Source organism: Allobosea sp. 2RAB26 (genome assembly GCF_052115465.1).
Taxonomy (GTDB): domain Bacteria; phylum Pseudomonadota; class Alphaproteobacteria; order Rhizobiales; family Beijerinckiaceae; genus Allobosea.
This window is the reverse complement of sequence record NZ_JBFRGS010000015.1, coordinates 18,624-34,020: the sequence shown is the minus strand read 5'-3', so window position 1 is coordinate 34,020 and position 15,397 is coordinate 18,624. Positions and strand designations below refer to the sequence as shown.

At 64.6% G+C, this 15,397-nt stretch carries 15 protein-coding genes; 4 read left to right on the top strand and 11 right to left on the bottom strand.

Features of this window, described 5'->3' with window-relative positions:
• Positions 1–60: 60 nt before the first annotated feature.
• Positions 61–900: a carbon-nitrogen hydrolase family protein gene (locus tag AB4118_RS24840; protein ID WP_441492244.1), complete on the bottom strand. Its 840-nt coding sequence runs from the start codon at positions 898–900 to the stop codon at positions 61–63.
• A gap of 159 nt (positions 901–1,059) precedes the next feature.
• On the opposite strand from AB4118_RS24840, the gene AB4118_RS24835 reads away from it, so the two are divergent.
• The gene (locus AB4118_RS24835) at positions 1,060–1,260 is read left to right on the top strand and encodes a hypothetical protein (protein WP_441492243.1); all 201 of its coding nucleotides are present in this window, start codon (positions 1,060–1,062) and stop codon (positions 1,258–1,260) included.
• Positions 1,261–1,418: 158 nt separating this feature from the next.
• Here AB4118_RS24835 and AB4118_RS24830 read toward each other — a convergent pair whose 3' ends face one another.
• The 4 genes from AB4118_RS24830 to AB4118_RS24815 form a co-directional block, all read right to left on the bottom strand.
• Positions 1,419–3,008, bottom strand: coding sequence for an arylsulfatase (locus tag AB4118_RS24830; protein WP_441492242.1), 1,590 nt, complete (start codon positions 3,006–3,008; stop codon positions 1,419–1,421).
• A gap of 128 nt (positions 3,009–3,136) precedes the next feature.
• On the bottom strand, positions 3,137–3,661 hold the full coding sequence (locus tag AB4118_RS24825; protein ID WP_441492241.1) for a hypothetical protein: 525 nt from the start codon (positions 3,659–3,661) through the stop codon (positions 3,137–3,139).
• A 128-nt stretch (positions 3,662–3,789) separates the two neighbouring features.
• Positions 3,790–4,170 (bottom strand): VOC family protein, encoded by a 381-nt coding sequence (locus AB4118_RS24820; RefSeq protein ID WP_441492240.1) that lies wholly within the window; start codon positions 4,168–4,170, stop codon positions 3,790–3,792.
• Positions 4,171–4,272: 102 nt separating this feature from the next.
• Positions 4,273–4,944: an HAD family hydrolase gene (locus AB4118_RS24815; RefSeq protein WP_441492239.1), complete on the bottom strand. Its 672-nt coding sequence runs from the start codon at positions 4,942–4,944 to the stop codon at positions 4,273–4,275.
• Positions 4,945–5,116: 172 nt separating this feature from the next.
• Between AB4118_RS24815 and pip the strand changes: the two genes are divergently transcribed.
• Positions 5,117–6,079: a prolyl aminopeptidase gene (pip, locus tag AB4118_RS24810; RefSeq protein WP_441492238.1), complete on the top strand. Its 963-nt coding sequence runs from the start codon at positions 5,117–5,119 to the stop codon at positions 6,077–6,079.
• A 75-nt stretch (positions 6,080–6,154) separates the two neighbouring features.
• On the opposite strand, the gene AB4118_RS24805 is transcribed toward pip, so the two are convergent.
• The gene (locus AB4118_RS24805; RefSeq protein ID WP_441492237.1) at positions 6,155–6,730 is read right to left on the bottom strand and encodes a YHS domain-containing (seleno)protein; all 576 of its coding nucleotides are present in this window, start codon (positions 6,728–6,730) and stop codon (positions 6,155–6,157) included.
• 346 nt (positions 6,731–7,076) lie between these two features.
• Between AB4118_RS24805 and AB4118_RS24800 the strand changes: the two genes are divergently transcribed.
• Together AB4118_RS24800 and AB4118_RS24795 are read left to right on the top strand one after the other, a co-directional pair.
• Positions 7,077–7,394, top strand: a complete 318-nt coding sequence (locus AB4118_RS24800; RefSeq protein WP_441492236.1) for a hypothetical protein — start codon at positions 7,077–7,079, stop codon at positions 7,392–7,394.
• Positions 7,395–8,475: 1,081 nt separating this feature from the next.
• Positions 8,476–8,700 (top strand): hypothetical protein, encoded by a 225-nt coding sequence (locus tag AB4118_RS24795; protein ID WP_441492235.1) that lies wholly within the window; start codon positions 8,476–8,478, stop codon positions 8,698–8,700.
• Positions 8,701–8,802: 102 nt separating this feature from the next.
• On the opposite strand, the gene AB4118_RS24790 is transcribed toward AB4118_RS24795, so the two are convergent.
• The 5 genes from AB4118_RS24790 to AB4118_RS24770 all read right to left on the bottom strand — a co-directional run bounded on the left by AB4118_RS24790 (position 8,803) and on the right by AB4118_RS24770 (position 15,391).
• Positions 8,803–10,014, bottom strand: coding sequence for an ABC transporter substrate-binding protein (locus AB4118_RS24790; RefSeq protein ID WP_441492234.1), 1,212 nt, complete (start codon positions 10,012–10,014; stop codon positions 8,803–8,805).
• The gene (locus AB4118_RS24785; protein ID WP_441492233.1) at positions 10,014–12,182 is read right to left on the bottom strand and encodes a TonB-dependent receptor; all 2,169 of its coding nucleotides are present in this window, start codon (positions 12,180–12,182) and stop codon (positions 10,014–10,016) included. Before AB4118_RS24785 ends, AB4118_RS24790 begins: the two co-directional genes overlap by 1 nt.
• A 377-nt stretch (positions 12,183–12,559) precedes the next feature.
• Positions 12,560–13,462 (bottom strand): LysR substrate-binding domain-containing protein, encoded by a 903-nt coding sequence (locus AB4118_RS24780; protein ID WP_441492232.1) that lies wholly within the window; start codon positions 13,460–13,462, stop codon positions 12,560–12,562.
• Positions 13,463–13,546: 84 nt separating this feature from the next.
• Positions 13,547–14,437, bottom strand: coding sequence for an ABC transporter permease (locus AB4118_RS24775; RefSeq protein WP_441492231.1), 891 nt, complete (start codon positions 14,435–14,437; stop codon positions 13,547–13,549).
• A 3-nt stretch (positions 14,438–14,440) separates the two neighbouring features.
• Positions 14,441–15,391 (bottom strand): ABC transporter permease, encoded by a 951-nt coding sequence (locus AB4118_RS24770; protein ID WP_069881350.1) that lies wholly within the window; start codon positions 15,389–15,391, stop codon positions 14,441–14,443.
• Positions 15,392–15,397 lie beyond the last annotated feature (6 nt).

Sequence of the window (15,397 nt, the reverse complement as noted above, 5' to 3'; positions counted from 1 at the left end):
TCACTGCAGTGTCAGGCACCACAGCGGCGGGTCTCAATTCCCGCCAAGGACTTGGACGGTTCAATATCCGCTTCGGTTTGCGCTCCTGGGATCGTCGGCCAGCTTTTCGCGATAGATCTCGCCTTCTCTTGCCCTGGCGCGCCAGGGCCGCGCCCTTTGAAGCGCGATTTCGTAGGCGGGGTCGTTCCGGTCCAGCATTGCCATGGCCAGACCAGGCTCTGGGGATGGCGACGATTGCGCGGCCCATGCCCCGTCCGGTCCAATGATGCCGGCAGGGCCCTTGGCGGCGTCCTGCGCGGGGGTGGCAGCAGCGATCCAGATGCAGTTCAGGCCGGCATGAGCCCGGAGCGCGATCTGAAAATACGCGGGAAGGCCGTATGACGCGAACAGAACCCCATCGACGCCGAGACGCTCATAGTCGCTGAAGATCTCGGGGAACTGGGATTCGATGCAGATCGCACAGCCAAACCTGTAGCCATCGACGTCGACCATGACCGGCTCCGTTCCAGGCGTGTACCAGCCAGCAAGTTCGGTATTCGAGAGAAATCGCTTGTCGTATCGGGTGAGCAGAGCGCCGGTATCGGAGAAGACGTAGAGACTGTTGTGCGGCGGATATCCCCGACCGAGCCGATGGGCCCCGCCGACGACCGCGACGATGCGGAGCTGCCCGCAAAGCTCAGCAATCGCGCGAAGCTCGGCTTCCTGAATGGCCCAATCGAAGGCCTGCCAATGCCCCTGTTTCAGGATCTGGCTCTTTGCGTAGCCCGACAGCGCCCCTTCGCTGAAACTGATCAGGCGAGCCCCCTCGCCCGCCGCACGCGCAATCATCGCGCGGATGGCGCTGCCATTGGCGGCGATGTCGGGCGAAACAACGGTTTGTGCGGCCGCTATCCTCAACACTCGCGCCCCCTTCCGTCTCGTCCCATAGACTTCGCAAGATGTGAAGCGGAGTGAAACCGCTTACCGCAGGGGGGCAGTCCTGTGGCGCTTGCATCATGATGCCGGAACCCGGGCTGAGGTCAGCACGTGCCAAACCGCACCGCGACGGAGCTCATGCCCGTGCTGAAATCGATCATCAGCTCTGTATGGCGCGTGCAGCTCCGCCCGAGCCTCGCCGTCCTGCTCGGCGTGAGCGTGCTCGTCGGGCTCTACGAAGTGACCGCTTGGCACACCGGCGTCGTTGCCTTCCTGCTGCTAAAGCATCGGCCCGAAAAGTGGATTGCGGTTTTCGGGAAAGCCGATGCAAACACAAAGGGTTAGATCATCGGTCCGGATACGATTTCCGGCTCGATGATCTAGCTGGCCTCGCAGGCGGACTGGCCTTTGTCTGCTGGGCTGCTCGCGGACCGGGCCATGACGGCCGCCGCTGACACTGCTCTCCAATGGACAGCATCGGCGGCGGCCACTCTCTGCGCCGACTAGTTTTTGGGCGTCAGCTTCCGCATGACGTCATCGAGGTTGAAGCTCGCCGGCTTCTGCCGGATCGGGAACTCCTTGAAGCTTTCCAGCCATTTCCCGACAACCGCCTGTGTCGGGACCACGACAAAAGAGCGATCGACGAGCCATTTCTCGTATTCCAGCGATACATCGCCGCGCTCGAAAGGATCGGCACGCAGGTTGAACAGCTTTGGCACCCGCAGATTGGTGAACTCCCGGCGCCAGACATCGATGCCCTCGTGCTCCTGCGCCTTGAACACGACCTTCCAGTCGGCGATGCGCACCGAGACCAGCTCGCCGTCGTCGTTCCAGTAGAGGAAATCGCGGCGCGGAGAATCCTTGGCGCTGCCGGTGAAGAACGGCATCAGGTTGAAGCCGTCGAGATGCACCTTGAAGGTCTTGCCATTGGCCTGGTGCCCCTTCAGGCATTTGGCGACGACATCCGGCTCCCCGCCCGCAGCGCAGAAGGTCGGGATCAGGTCGTAATGCGAGAAGGCCTCGTTATAGATCGTGCCGGGCTTGATCACGCCGGGCCAGCGAATGAGGGTGGGCACGCGAAAACCGCCTTCCCAATTGGTCGCCTTTTCCCCGCGGAACGGGGTCGAGCCGCCATCCGGCCAGGTCATCACCTCGGCGCCGTTGTCGCTGGTATAGACGACGATGGTGTTCTGGGTGATGCCGAGATCGTCGAGCTTCTTCAGGAGCTGGCCGATATGCCCGTCATGCTCGACCATGCCATCGGGATAGATGCCCTTGCCGGTCTTGCCGGCGGATTCCGGCTTGAGATGCGTGTTGACGTGCATCCGGGTCGAGTTGAAGTAGCAGAGCCACGGCTTCTGGGCCTTGTTCTGCCGGTCGATGAAGTCGATCGCGGCGGCGGTCGTCTCGTCATCGATGGTTTCCATCCGCTTCTTGGTCAGCGGCCCGGTATCCTCGATCTTGCCGTCGGCCGAGGAGCGGATGACGCCGCGCGGTCCGAAACGCTTCTTGAACTCCGGATCCTTGGGGTAGTCGGGGTTCTCCGGCTCCTCCTCGGCGTTGAGGTGGTAGAGATTGCCGAAGAACTCGTCGAAGCCGTGATTGGTCGGCAGGTGCTCGTCCTTGTCGCCGAGATGGTTCTTGCCGAACTGGCCGCTGACATAACCGAGCGGCTTCAGCAGTTCGGCCACCGTCGGATCCTGCGGCTGCAGGCCGATATCGGCGCCGGGCAGGCCGACCTTGGTGAGGCCCGTACGGATCGGCGACTGGCCGGTGATGAAGGCGGCGCGCCCGGCGGTGCAGCTCTGTTCGCCGTACCAGTCGGTGAACATCGCGCCTTCATTGCCGATGCGGTCGATATTCGGCGTGCGATAGCCCATCATGCCGCGGTGATAGATGCTCGGATTGAACCAGCCGATATCGTCGCCCATAATCATCAGGATATTGGGCTTGCGCCCGGAGGCCGGCGCGGGCGCGGGCTGCTGGGCCTGCGCTGTCTGGATCGTCGGGGCGGATGCAAGGCCCGACGCGGCAAGCGCGGTGCCGCCTAGAAGAATGCGTCTGCGAATAAGGTCCGGTCCATCGGTCGCCATGGTTTCCTCCTTGGTCAGGCAGAGAAACTCAGGCTAGTGCCGCATCGCCCGGGAGGCCAATCGGTATTTGCGCAAAGCTTGCGTGAGCGGGAACGGCCGGTCTGGACGGCCTTGGCGGATGGCCGCCCTCAGCACATCCAGTCGGTCACGCTGCGCGCATCGTGCTCGGCAGCGTCTGTGGTGGCAAAGAGTCCCGATCGCCCCTTGCCCGCCCCAGCCCACCATGACCAGGAGCCGTTCACGTCCACCTCGTGCCGAAGTGCCGCATGCTCGTAGGAATAGAGGCCGTCGGGACGTCGAAACAGCCAAAGGCAATGTAGCCCGTCCGCGCTCAAGACCTGGCTCACGAGGACATCGGGCTTTCGCCTCCACGCATCGCGTAGCCCGAGCAGCGCCCGCGCAACCCGTGTCGCCGGGACGCTCGCGGGAGCCAGCCCCATCATCTCGCTCTCGATCAGCAGGAGATGGGCCAGGATCTCGGCTTCGGACGCCGTCGTGCTCCGCACCAGCGCAATGAGGCCGGGCACATAGCTGTCATATTCATCGGCCGGCCCTTCCGCGCCGAGCCCGATCGGGTCCCAGATGTGGCGGAGCACATGTCCCACCTGCTCCGTCAGAGCCTTGTCGTCGGTTGCCGTGGCCTGCTCGCTCATCATCCGCGCATCGAACCCTCGATGCGCGCCGCCCGCAAGCGACACATCCCCACGCCCCGCATCATTTTGACCCCGAGCCGCAATCGAGCACCGCAGGAGGCAGGGCATCCGGGTCGCTGTTTTCAGCCTCAGCCGAGCTTCGCCGCCGACAGCGGCTCCATCAACTCGATGCGGTTCCCGAACGGGTCGTCCACATACATGCGGTCATATCCGTCCAAGGGCTGGTCCTCGGCCACGTGGTAGCCGCGCGCCTTCAGCGTGGTGACCAGCGCTGCGAGATCGCTCACGATGAAGGCCGGGTGCGCTTTGCGGGCTGGCTTGAAATCGGCGTCCACTCCCAAATGGACCTTCAACGCCCCCTGTTCGAACCAGCATCCGCCCCGGCCGGCGAGATGAGCGGGCTTGGCGACTTCGCTGATGCCGAGAATGTCCGCATAGAAGGCGCGCGCCTCGCTTTCGCCGCCGGCTGGCATGGCGAGTTGCACGTGGTCGAGGCGCGTAATGGTCATTGTCGCAGTTTAGTTTCGGCAGGGGCCGGAATCCACCGACGGAGAAAGCGCGACAAACCGCCTGTGCCGTGGCCAAGGCTATCGGGCGGCCCCGAGCAGTCACTATGCCCCCAACCCGTCCAATGCGGCGGCGAGATCGCCATAGCTGCCGACGATGCGATCGGCCCCCGCCATCCCCAGACGGTCGCCATGATTGCCGGCGCAGTGAGCGCCAGCGGTGAAGCCGATGACCTGCATGCCGGCGGCCTTGCCCGCCATGACGCCGTTGACGCTGTCCTCGACAACCACGCACTCACCGGGCTGCACGCCCATCGCGGCTGCGGCATGGAGAAACAGGTCGGGCGCGGGCTTCCCGTTCGCGACCATGTCCGAGGAGAAGATATGCGGATCGAACAGGCCGATCAGGCCGGTCTGCTGCAGCTTCCAGCGCAGCCGCGCGGACGGCGTGCTCGATGCGACGCAACGGCGCGCCTCGATGCCATCGATGGTCTGCCGGGCGTCCGGAAGGGCGGCCAGATGCACCTCTATGCGTGCCGTCGTGTGGTCATCCAGCCGCACGAAGAAATCGGATGGCAGGGGCGCGCTGCGCTGCTCCGCGATGATCGACTGGAGCCTTGCCTGCCACAACGGCGGGGACAGCCCCATGAACGTGTCCGTATAGACATCGCGTTCGAGGACGACGCCGACCGAGGCCAGGAACTCAAGCTCGGCAGCGAGATAGACCTCCTCGCTGTTCACAAGCACGCCGTCGCAATCGAAGATGATGAGCGTCATCGAGGGCCGTCCGGTTTCAGGCGATGTCCTCGCTAAAGCATCGCCCCGAAATGTGCATTGCGATTTTCGAGAAGGCCGATGCAACCATGGAAGGCTCGATCGGCCGCATTCCAGGACGAGCAGGTCCATCGGCCGGTTGACGGCGCTTCCCCCGCTGCCCCACAGCACCGGCATGAACGCAGAACCCCGCCCCCTGCCCGAGCCGTTCGATGCCGGGCTTCTCGCCGTCGGCGATGGAACCGAAATCTACTGGGAAATCTCGGGCAACCCCGACGGCAAGCCCGCCTTGTACCTGCATGGCGGCCCGGGCAGCGGGCTCCGCTCGGGCAGCTATCGCCGCCATTTCGACCCGGAACGCTACTGCATCATCGGGATCGACCAGCGCGGCTGCGGACGAAGCCGCCCCCTCGCCTCGGACGCTCCCGGCGAATTGCACCGAAATACGACGCAGGCGCTGATCGGGGATATCGAGGCCGTCAGGACGCATCTCGGTATCGCGTCCTGGCTCGTCTCGGGCGTCTCCTGGGGCTCGACGCTGGCGCTGGCCTATGCGCAGGCGCATCCCGGCAGGGTCTCCGAACTGGTGCTGGTCGCGGTCACCACGACCAGCCGCGAGGAGGTCGACTGGATCACCGAAGGCGTCGGGCGCCTGTTTCCCGAAGCCTGGCAACGTTTCGAGCGGGATTCGGGCCGGCGCCCCGGCGAGCGCGTCGTCGAAGCCTATGCCAGGCGGCTGGCCACCTGCGGCCTCCAGGAGCGCGTGCTCGCAGCCCGCGCCTGGAACACATGGGAAGCGACCCATATCTCGCTCGACCCGGGCTGGGAGCCGCCGAGCCAACCGCCCGACGACGAACGCGGCCTGGCGTTTGCGACGCTCGTCACGCATTACTGGGCCCATGACGGGTTTCTGCGGAATGGGCAGGAGATCCTGCGCCGTATCGCCGAGATCGCCGATATTCCCGCCGTTCTCATCCATGGCCGTCGCGATGTCAGCGGACCCGCGATCACCCCCTGGAACCTGCACCAGCGCTGGCCGGCCAGTCGCCTGGTCATCGTCGAGGCCGAAGGGCATGGCGGGCCACAATGCTACGAGCAGATGCGCCTCGCGCTCGATGCATTCGCGCAGGGTCGGTGACGGGCGCGGCAACCCTGCCCCGTCCATCTGCTTTCTGGTGCGTGAAGGCCTGTGGCTACGCGGCGGCCGCGTCTCCTACTGGATATGCGCCGCGTTCAATTGCGGCCAATGGCGCTCGGCCTTGGCGATAAACCCTGCGGGATCGCCGAGCCAGGTCTTCCGGACATCGCGATCGTAGTTGAGGTAGAGCGTGCCATCGACGATGGACCAGGCCTCCGGCTCGATCTTCACGAGATAGCCCCGCGAGGTGCCATAGGCGCAGAAGCCGCCATAGGCCGGCAGGTAGCGCGCCGGATCGGCTTCGAGCAAGGCCTTGTGCTCGGCGCTGGCGAAGCGCCAGGTGGCGCCGTGAAGGGCGACGGAAAATTCCGGCCTGCCCAGCCTCGGGCCGCCATCGTGGAAATAGGCGACGGGATCGTAGCCGCGGATCGCGAGCCCGTCCGGTGAGCCGAGCGTGTTGACCGGGCGGGGCATATCGGCCCGGACACCCGATGCTGCGAGCACCGCGCCAGCGAGCAGGATGAAGCTGCGCCTGCCGAGCATGGCGCGTCTCCCGTCCCTCTCGCCGTTCGCGACGAGCGCGCGTCCTGTGCCGAGATCGTCTTCGGCCGCCCCCGTGCTGCGGACCGGTGACATCGTTTCGTGGTGCATCTCGTCTCTCCGGCGCAGCCGCCCCAGGCGGCTTTGGGGAGAGATCGCTCGGCGGGGCGATTTGGTTACACCGTCACGCAGACGTGAGCGCCTGGCCGGGACGGAGATGAGTGCCGACACAACCATCGCCAGGCACAGCCCTGGGTCGCAGCTTCGACCATCGCGGCGTGGAAGGATCGGGTGYGCCCATTGTTCCCGCGGCACATGGAAACGGCCAGCCTCCACCCCAGAACTCTCTCGGCCCTTTCGTGATCTGCGCGCCCCCCTTCGCAGAAATCCCGCCGGAGCCGCCGAGCAGCTTTGTTTACAGTCCTGCGCTACGTCCCCAGCACCGCGATACGAGGAGATGGAATTGAGTTTTTCCAGGGTGGCAAAGGCCGTTGGTTCGGTGAGTTTCCTTTTGGGCATCCTGATTGCGGCCGCAAGCGTGCGATTCCCGGACCTGTTTCAAGACATGGGGCCCATTCAACACATCGGCGCAGCTAGCTTCTTCTTCGCAGGCGCGTTTGTCGCGATGCAAACGCTCGTCAAGCGAACGGAGGGCGGACATTCCGACGATGCGTCGCTCGCAGCGAGCTTGAAGGAGCTATCTGGGTCATTGCTCTATTCGCTTTTCGGCCTGACCGTTACGGCGATGTCGGTGTGGACGTCATTTGCGCAATAGGTTGGTTGTAGTTTCCGGTCCAATGACCGGTTTCATCTGGGAGCCCGCGCCGCCCTCGGTTTCAAAGAACAGAGCGTGGCGTGGTGCAGGAACTCAGAAGAGGAAAACCGGAATCCGCGAATACGACGCCCCCCATCTCCGGTGTCAGTTGAGCGCAACGGTACCGACAGCACTTCATGAGACCATATCGTGCACCTGATTGACGTGGACCTTCATGTCACGATGCCATGCTCACCCGGTTTCTCCTCCTGCCTTGCCCGCGAGCCGCGATGATCAACACCCGATATGCCCTTGTCATCGCGTCAGTTGCGGTTCTCTCGGGATGCATCGGGGAGACAATGTTCAGTGTCGAACTGCATCGAGAGAGCGACAACGCCAAGGCGACCTGCATGAGCAGCGTCTACTCGCCGGGCTTGTTGTTCGCGGAACCAGATACGAGATGTTTCACGCTGCGTAACGGCTTGCCTGAACAAGGGTTTCACCGTCGCTCAGCGTCCCCAGGGCATCTCGATTGACACTCTCGCACCTGACGCAGTCGCGGAGGATGATTGCGCCCATCATGCGCAAGCGATAGCGGCCGGTTCGGCCCCTGGGCGGAAGGGCGGCGATTCCGGCGCCCCAACCCGCCCTCGCCGTCTCAGTCAATGACGAGTGCGCTGCAGCACAAAATCTTTCGCGACTGCGAGGTACTGTCATTCCTTGCGGCCTCTACTGTCGTGCCGGCTCGCTCGTGCAACTTAGGGAAGACATCTCCGGGCCGCTTGTCGCAAGCTCCGCTCACAGAACGCGTGCCTGGTTTGCCGCTCTCGCCGGTTTTATTTCACTCGACGAGAGGTCTGCCAGCAAAGACACGCAGTGCCGAAGTCTTGGCATCATCAAGTTAACATTTGTTAATGCTCTGTTCACAGAGATTTAATCCAAGATTGAATCCCACATTGAGGCGGCAATTTGCGTATTTGATGAATTTCGCAGGAAATCAGATCACGGTTATTTGCATGAACATTTCAGCTTCGCGACGGTAATATGGATACGAAGTCGGATTTCAACCCGGCCTCGTGCTTTGGAACGCAGGAGATCAGTCATGATCACTTACAGGATTGCCCTTGTCGGAGGCCTTCTCGCGCTGTTCGGGATGGCCAACACGGCGCAGGCCTACGAGTTCGGCCCCGAAAGCATCATCCACGAGCAGTACGAGAACCCGCTCGCCCTGCAGGAGCAGCAGCAGTATCGCGCCTATCATGAGCACATGAAGGAGCTGCGTGAGCATCAATATTACGCACCGGCGATGCGGCGCCATCACAGCTGAGAGGCAAGCACCTCTCGGAGGCAGGGGCCGCCCCAGCGGCCCCTCTTTTTTTGGATGCCGGCTCTACGCCGGTGCCGAAGCGCGCGAGCCGGCCGCCGGCAATCAGGGCGCGGCGTGGCCGGCTCCTCCCTCCCCGCCAAGCTCGACCCAGTAGCCCGGCTGATAGGGCAGCGGCAGGAAGCGCTCGTGGAGTTCCCGCAGCGTGGCTTCGGGATCGAGATCCGGGAACAGATCGGGATGGAGCCAGCGGGCGATCCTCTGGATCGCCACGAACTGATAGGGATTGTTGTAGAACTGATGCCAGATCGCGTGGACGCGCCCGCTCTTCACCGCGGCCGTATGGGCGAAGGCCGGGCGTTTCGCGAGATTGGCGAGTTTTCGCTTCGCCTCCGCGAGGTCCGCGCCTGGCCCGAGCCCGACCCAGGCGCCGCCCGGCGCCAGCGCGCTCCAATTGCCGCCGGTCGCGATCACCACATCGGGATTCATGGCGATGATCGTTTCGGGGTTCACCGTGCCGAAGGTGCTGGGCAGCAGGAGGCTGCCGAGATTCCGCCCACCGGCGACCTCGACCATTCTGCCGAAATTCTCCGGCCCGAACGTCATGCAGCAATCGTCGGAATAGCCGGGTATCCGGTCGACCATGACGAGCGGCCGCCTGAGATCGGCCACCCCGGCCAGGCGATCGGTGACGCGCGCGATCTCGCGAGAGCGAAAGGCGATGAGTTCCTCGGCGATCTCCGAGCGGCCGAACAGGCGGCCCATCAGCCGGAGCGACGGTTCCGTGTTCACGAAGGGCGCATGGCGGAAATCGACATAGACCACGGGAATGCCGACGGAAGCGAGCTTTTCGACAAGCTTCGTCTCCGCGCTCGCGATCTGGGCCTCGACATTGAGGAACAGCACATCGGGCTTCAGGGCGATCACCGTCTCGATATCGAGATTACCCTCGCTCATGGCCCCGAGCGCCGGCAGCGCCGCAATAATGGGATAGCGCTCGAGATAAGCGCGGTAGCTGTCCGGATCGGCCTTTTGCAAATCGTCGCGCCAGGCGACGATGCGGCGGAACGGCGCCTCCCGGTCGAGGGCGGCGCCGGCGTGGATCTGCCGCCCCTCACCCAGGATCACGCGCTGGACCGGAACCGCCACCGTGACGACGCGCCCGAGCACATCGGTCACGGAGACCTGCTCGGCCGATGCCGGCACGGCACTCGTGATCACCACGAGTACCAGGGCGAGGCAGTGCAGGAGCGCCGCGAGCCCCTGCCCGCATGCGCCGATACCGGGGCGCCGATCGAGTTCGCCGCGACCCGCCATTACAGGTCGACCGACATCGAGAGCCGGAAGGTGCGCGGCGCACCCGCATAGAACGTCCCGAACGAGGCGACGCTCGACCAGTATCTGGTGTCGGCGACGTTCTGGACGGTGGCGCGGAAGGTCGTCTTGCGCCCGGCGATCTCGGTTGCGTAGCGCGCGCCGAGATCGACCCTTGTCCAGTCGGGCAGCGACTGGGTGTTGGCCGTATTGATGAACTGCTTGCCGGTGTGGATCAGCGCGCCCGTCAGGGTCAGCCCCTTCACCCAGGGCAGATCCCATTCGGCGCCGAGATTGAGCTGCATCGAGGGAACGCCGATCGGCCGGTTGCCGAGATTGGCCGCGAGCGCCGGCTTCGTCAGTTCTCCATCCAGCAGGGTGGCGCCGCCAAGCAGCCGAAGCTCGGGGGTGATTTCCCCGTAAACATTGAGCTCGAGACCGCGCACGCGCTGCTCCCCGCTCACCGAAAAGACTCCGCTGCCGCTCAGCTCGGCACTCGGCTTGGTGATCTGGAAGGCGCTGATGCCGGCGCCGAACGTGCCGAACTGCGCCTTCACGCCCGCCTCGTACTGCTTTGCCCGATAGGGCGCGAAGGCCTCGCCGGCATTGGTCGCATTGGTCGGCGCGATATCGCCGCGGCTCAGCCCTTCGACATAATTCGCATAGAGCGAGACGTTGCTCAGCGGACGCAGCACGAGTCCGACCACCGGGGTCGTGGCCTGCTCGTCATAGGACGAGGTCACGGCGCCGGTCGTGGTCGAGTAATTGTTCGTCTCCACCGATTGGCGGCGCACCCCCAGCGTCAGCAGGACGCGCTCGTCCAGGATGGAGAGCGTATCGGCCAGCGCAACGCTCGTGAGATCGCTGTCCGAGGTTCGCGCGCGGGGGACGCGGGTCGCATATTGTGGTTGGGTCAGGACGGGGGCGTAGATGTTCGAACTCACGGGCCGGCCGGCGGTCAATGCCCGCTCGATCTCGTCGTGATAATAGGACGCCTGGAAGGTCAGCTCATGCTTGATGAAGCCCGTCTCGAAGCGGGCCCGGAGGCCGCCATCATAGGTCTGCCGGCCGATCGCCAGATCGAGATATTGCGGGGTGTAGGTGACATCGCCTCGGCCGTTCAGGATCGTCGGCAAGGGCGAGTTGCCGAAGAACCGGTCGACATGGGATTGCGAGCCGCCGACATTGGCGAAAACCGTCACATTATCAGTGAGATCGTACTCGTTCTTCAACAGCACCGAGCCGTCGTCGATCCGTGAATGCTCCCAGGGCTGGATCACGTTGCGCCGCCCGCTCGGGGCCGCCGGCACCGCAACGCCGGGGCTGGCCAGGAAGGGTCGCGTGGGCGCGTCCCAGTAATCGCGCTGCGCCAGGACATAGAGCCAGCTGCGGAAGCGCTCGCCCTGGTAGTCGAGCGCGAGCGAGCCGATGCCCGTGCCGTTGTACTGCCGGTCGACGGCGGTATCGCCGCCGCGCAAGCTGCCATTGACCCGGACACCGAACTCGCGGCCCGCGCCATAGCGCCGGGCGACGTCGAATGTGGCGCCGCCATAGGCTTTTGACGCGAACTCCGCGCCGATCCGGGTGAGATCGCCCTCCGCCCGCTTCGGCACGATGTTGATGATCCCACCGATACCGCCATTCGGGGCGATGCCGCCGAGAGCCGCCGCGGGCCCCCTCAGGACCTCGATCCGCTCGGCATAATCGGTGAAGACGCGATAGTTCGGGGCAACGCCGAAGACGCCGTCAAAAGCGATCTCACCATTATTGCCTTCCGAGATCGGAAAGCCGCGAATGTTGAAGGAATCCACGATTCCGCCCGACGGGTGCGAACTGCGCACCGAGGGATCGAGGATCAGCGCATCGGCGACCGTCGCCGCCTGCAGGTTCCGGATCAGGGCTGCCGTGAAGCTCGTCATGTTGAACGGCGACTTCAGGGTCTGCGTATTGCCGAGCAGGCCGAGCCTGGCCCCTTCAGCCACCTGGCCGCCGGCAAAGGGGGGCGGGACCTCGCTCTTCGTGCCCTGCCCGTCCACGACGATCTCGTCGAGCTGCACGCGCGTCGGCGCGGCGCCCTGAGCCAGGGCGCCCGTTGCGCCCAGGCCGAACATCCCCATGCCCAGCAGCGCCGGGACCACGCGGCTCACCATTGGATCGCTTCGAAGCTTCATCACGCCCTCATGAAAATTCAAAAACATGCCGCATCGAACAATAGCGGCGTGGTTCATGGGGCTTCGTATCGATCAATCCTTATTAACCGTCAACAACACGGGAATGATGTACAAACATACATTTTAAACATCATTCGTAGTGTCGATTATTACTTTCGACTAATTCAAAAATGACTTCGATATCAGGAAATAAATCTGACCAGACAACCACTTGGCGCGAGCCCATTTCAGCCCAAAACGGATCATGCACACCGGCGCAGGCCCCGGCTCGCGCCGGCCGGGCACTCGCACCGGATTCCCGAGGGCCAGTCGATTTCAATTTTTGCAGGCCGCCCGGACAAAATCAGAGGCAGCCGACCGACGGGAGGGCGGCAGCGTCAGGCCGCGTAGAGACGGACGAGATCGCGCGCCGACGAGATTTCGTCGCAGATCCATTCGTCGACCAGCTTGACCTCGCGCCGGCGCCGCATGTCGGGCGGACGGACGAGGTAATAGGAGGCGCCGGTCGGCACCGCCTTGCGCAGCGGCACGACCAGCCTGCCGGCCTGGATCGCCTCATGGGCCAGCACGACATCGGTCATGGCGACCCCGAGCCCGGCTTCGGCGGCGCTGAGCGCCATGTCGAGGGCGTCGAAATCGAGGCCGCTGCGCGGATCGAGATTCGTCCCCGATTTCTCCGTCCAGGTCGCCCAGTCCTGTCGATCCGGCAAGGGGTGGAGCAGCGTCGCCTGGGCGAGGTCAGTCTCGCTGGCCTGGCGCCCGGCGAGATAGCCCGGCGCGCAGACCGGGAGGATCCATTCCGCATAGAGCTCGGTCGTGTAGTCGCGCGGCCAGTTGCCGACGCCATAGCGGATGCCGAGATCGGCATCGGTATCGTTCAGCGTCATGTCGTTCAGGCGCGTCTGGACATTCACCTTGATCAGCGGGTGCCGCTCCTGGAAGGAGCGCAGCCGCGGCAGCAGCCAGCGCAGCGCGAAGGTCGGCAGCACCTTGATGGTCACGGCTTCGCGGTCGTTCTGGAACGGGTTCACCGCATTGGCGATATGATCGAACGCCTCCTTGACGCTGACCGCGAGACGCTGGCCCGCATCGGTGATCTCCAGGCCATTGTGAGTGCGCAGGAAGAGCTGGGCGCCGAGCTGCTCCTCCAGGATGCGGACCTGGCGGCTCACCGCGCTCTCGCTGACATGCAGAGCGAGTGCGGCCTTCTTGATGCTGAGCTCGGCCGCCACGATTTCGAAGCAGCGCAGCGCATTCAATGAGGGGAGCCTGCGGGTCAAAGCGACCTCCTGCTATGTGTCCGGGTCGCGGAGCCGGCCGCTGCCGGCCGCGCCAGAAGGCGTCACCACGCCCCGGCGACGTCTTCAGCTGATCTCCATGCGCGGGTCGAGGGCATCCCTCAGGCCATCACCAACGAAATTGAAGCTCGTCACCGCCAGTGTAATGGCGAGACCGGGCATGATGGCAAGCCAGGGCGCGCTCGACAGGTAGATCTGCGCGTTGTTGAGCATATTGCCCCAGCTCGCGTTGGGCGGCTGGATGCCGTAGCCGAGAAAGCTGACATAGGATTCGAGCAGGATCGCCTTGGCGACATTGAGCGTCGCTGCAACCACGATCGACGCGACCGCATTGGGCAGGAGGTTGCGCCACATGATCCGCAGGCTCGACGCCCCCATCGCCCTGGCGGCGACCGCGTAATCCTGGTCGCGCAGCGCCCTGATCTGCGCCTCGACGATGCGCGCGACATTCATCCAGGATGTCGCCGCGATCAGCAGCGTCATCGAGAGCAGGCCGGGCTTGACCAGTGCGGCCAGCGCCAGGAGCAGGAAGATCGTCGGAAAGCACAGGATCGCATCGACGAAGCGCATCAGGAGCGAGCCGATGATGCCGCCGTAATAGCCTGCGATCATCCCGACCCCGGTCCCTGCCGCGATCGCGATCGCCATGGCGGTGAAGCCGATCGCGAGCGAGATCCGCCCGCCCATCATCAGCCGGGCGAGGATGTCGCGGCCGAGTTCATCGGTGCCGAGGACATGGGCGCCGGACAGCGGCGGCGCGAAACGATGCATCACATCGATATGGGTGTCGTCGAAGGGCAGGAGATAGGGCCCGAGGAAGGAGCCGAGTACCAGGATCGCGATCGTCACGGCTCCGGCCATGGCGAGCTTGTGGCGCCGGAAGCGGCTCCAGGCGCTCTTGTGCTCGCTTCCCGCGCGGGTGTCGGCCAGGTCGATCAGGCTTGCTGCGTCGGTCATGGCTCACCCCATCCGGATGCGCGGATCAGCCACCGCGTAGAGCATGTCGGCCAGCAGCGACCCGAGCAGGACCATCACGGCCGAGAACATCAGGATGCCCATGACCACGGGATAGTCGCGGTATTCCACGGAATCGAGGAAGAGCCGCCCCATTCCCGGCCAGGTGAAGACCGTCTCGGTCACCAGCGCGCCACCGAGCAGCGTCGGGAACTGCAGGCCGGCAAGGGTGATGAGCGGCAGCAGCGCATTGCGCATCGCATGGCCGCGCAGCACCGCCTGCTCCGGCAGCCCCTTGGCGCGGGCGGTGCGGATATAGTCCTGGCCGATCACGTCGAGCATGGCCGAGCGCATGAAGCGGGCCCAGATCGCGGTCTCGACCAACGCCAGCACGAGCGCCGGCGCTATGAGATGATGCGCGACATCGAGGAAGGAGCCGTCGCCGATGGTCTGGCGATTGCCGGCCGGCAGCCAGCCGAGCTGGACCGAGAACAGGTAGATCGCGATCAGCCCGAACCAGAAGGTCGGGATCGAGAGCGCCACCATCGCGCCCACCGTCGCCACCATGTCGAAGATGGAATAGCGCCGGATCGCGCCCAGGATGCCGATCCAGCAGCCGAGCGCGATGGCAATCAGCGTCGAGACCGCCATCAGCTCGAAGGTGGCGCGCAGATGCGAGCCGATGACGCTCCAGACCGGGCTGTTGTCGCGGAAGGAGCGGCCCCAGTCGCCGCTCAGCATGCGCAGCAGCCAGTCCCAGTACTGCACCGGCAAGGGCCGATCGAGCCCAAGCTGGCGGGCGATGCGGTCGAGATCCTCCTGCGACATCTGGGCGGACTGGGCGAATTGCGACATCGGCCCGCCCGGCGCCAGATAGAGGATCGCAAAGCCGATCATCGAGACGATGGTCAGCAGGATCAGGGACTGCCAGAGCCGCCTCAGGAGAAAGGGGATCATCAGTGC

Bases quoted from the DNA above. Each gene is read 5' to 3' on its own strand.
- AB4118_RS24830 (WP_441492242.1), bottom strand. From the start codon at position 3,008: ATGGCGACCGATGGACCGGACCTTATTCGCAGACGCATTCTTCTAGGC.
- AB4118_RS24785 (WP_441492233.1), bottom strand. From the start codon at position 12,182: ATGAAGCTTCGAAGCGATCCAATGGTGAGCCGCGTGGTCCCGGCGCTG.
- AB4118_RS24800 (WP_441492236.1), top strand. From the start codon at position 7,077: ATGGAATTGAGTTTTTCCAGGGTGGCAAAGGCCGTTGGTTCGGTGAGT.
- AB4118_RS24790 (WP_441492234.1), bottom strand. From the start codon at position 10,014: ATGGCGGGTCGCGGCGAACTCGATCGGCGCCCCGGTATCGGCGCATGC.
- AB4118_RS24815 (WP_441492239.1), bottom strand. From the start codon at position 4,944: ATGACGCTCATCATCTTCGATTGCGACGGCGTGCTTGTGAACAGCGAG.
- AB4118_RS24770 (WP_069881350.1), bottom strand. From the start codon at position 15,391: ATGATCCCCTTTCTCCTGAGGCGGCTCTGGCAGTCCCTGATCCTGCTG.
- AB4118_RS24805 (WP_441492237.1), bottom strand. From the start codon at position 6,730: ATGCACCACGAAACGATGTCACCGGTCCGCAGCACGGGGGCGGCCGAA.
- AB4118_RS24825 (WP_441492241.1), bottom strand. From the start codon at position 3,661: ATGAGCGAGCAGGCCACGGCAACCGACGACAAGGCTCTGACGGAGCAG.
- AB4118_RS24775 (WP_441492231.1), bottom strand. From the start codon at position 14,437: ATGACCGACGCAGCAAGCCTGATCGACCTGGCCGACACCCGCGCGGGA.
- AB4118_RS24820 (WP_441492240.1), bottom strand. From the start codon at position 4,170: ATGACCATTACGCGCCTCGACCACGTGCAACTCGCCATGCCAGCCGGC.
- AB4118_RS24795 (WP_441492235.1), top strand. From the start codon at position 8,476: ATGATCACTTACAGGATTGCCCTTGTCGGAGGCCTTCTCGCGCTGTTC.
- pip (WP_441492238.1), top strand. From the start codon at position 5,117: ATGAACGCAGAACCCCGCCCCCTGCCCGAGCCGTTCGATGCCGGGCTT.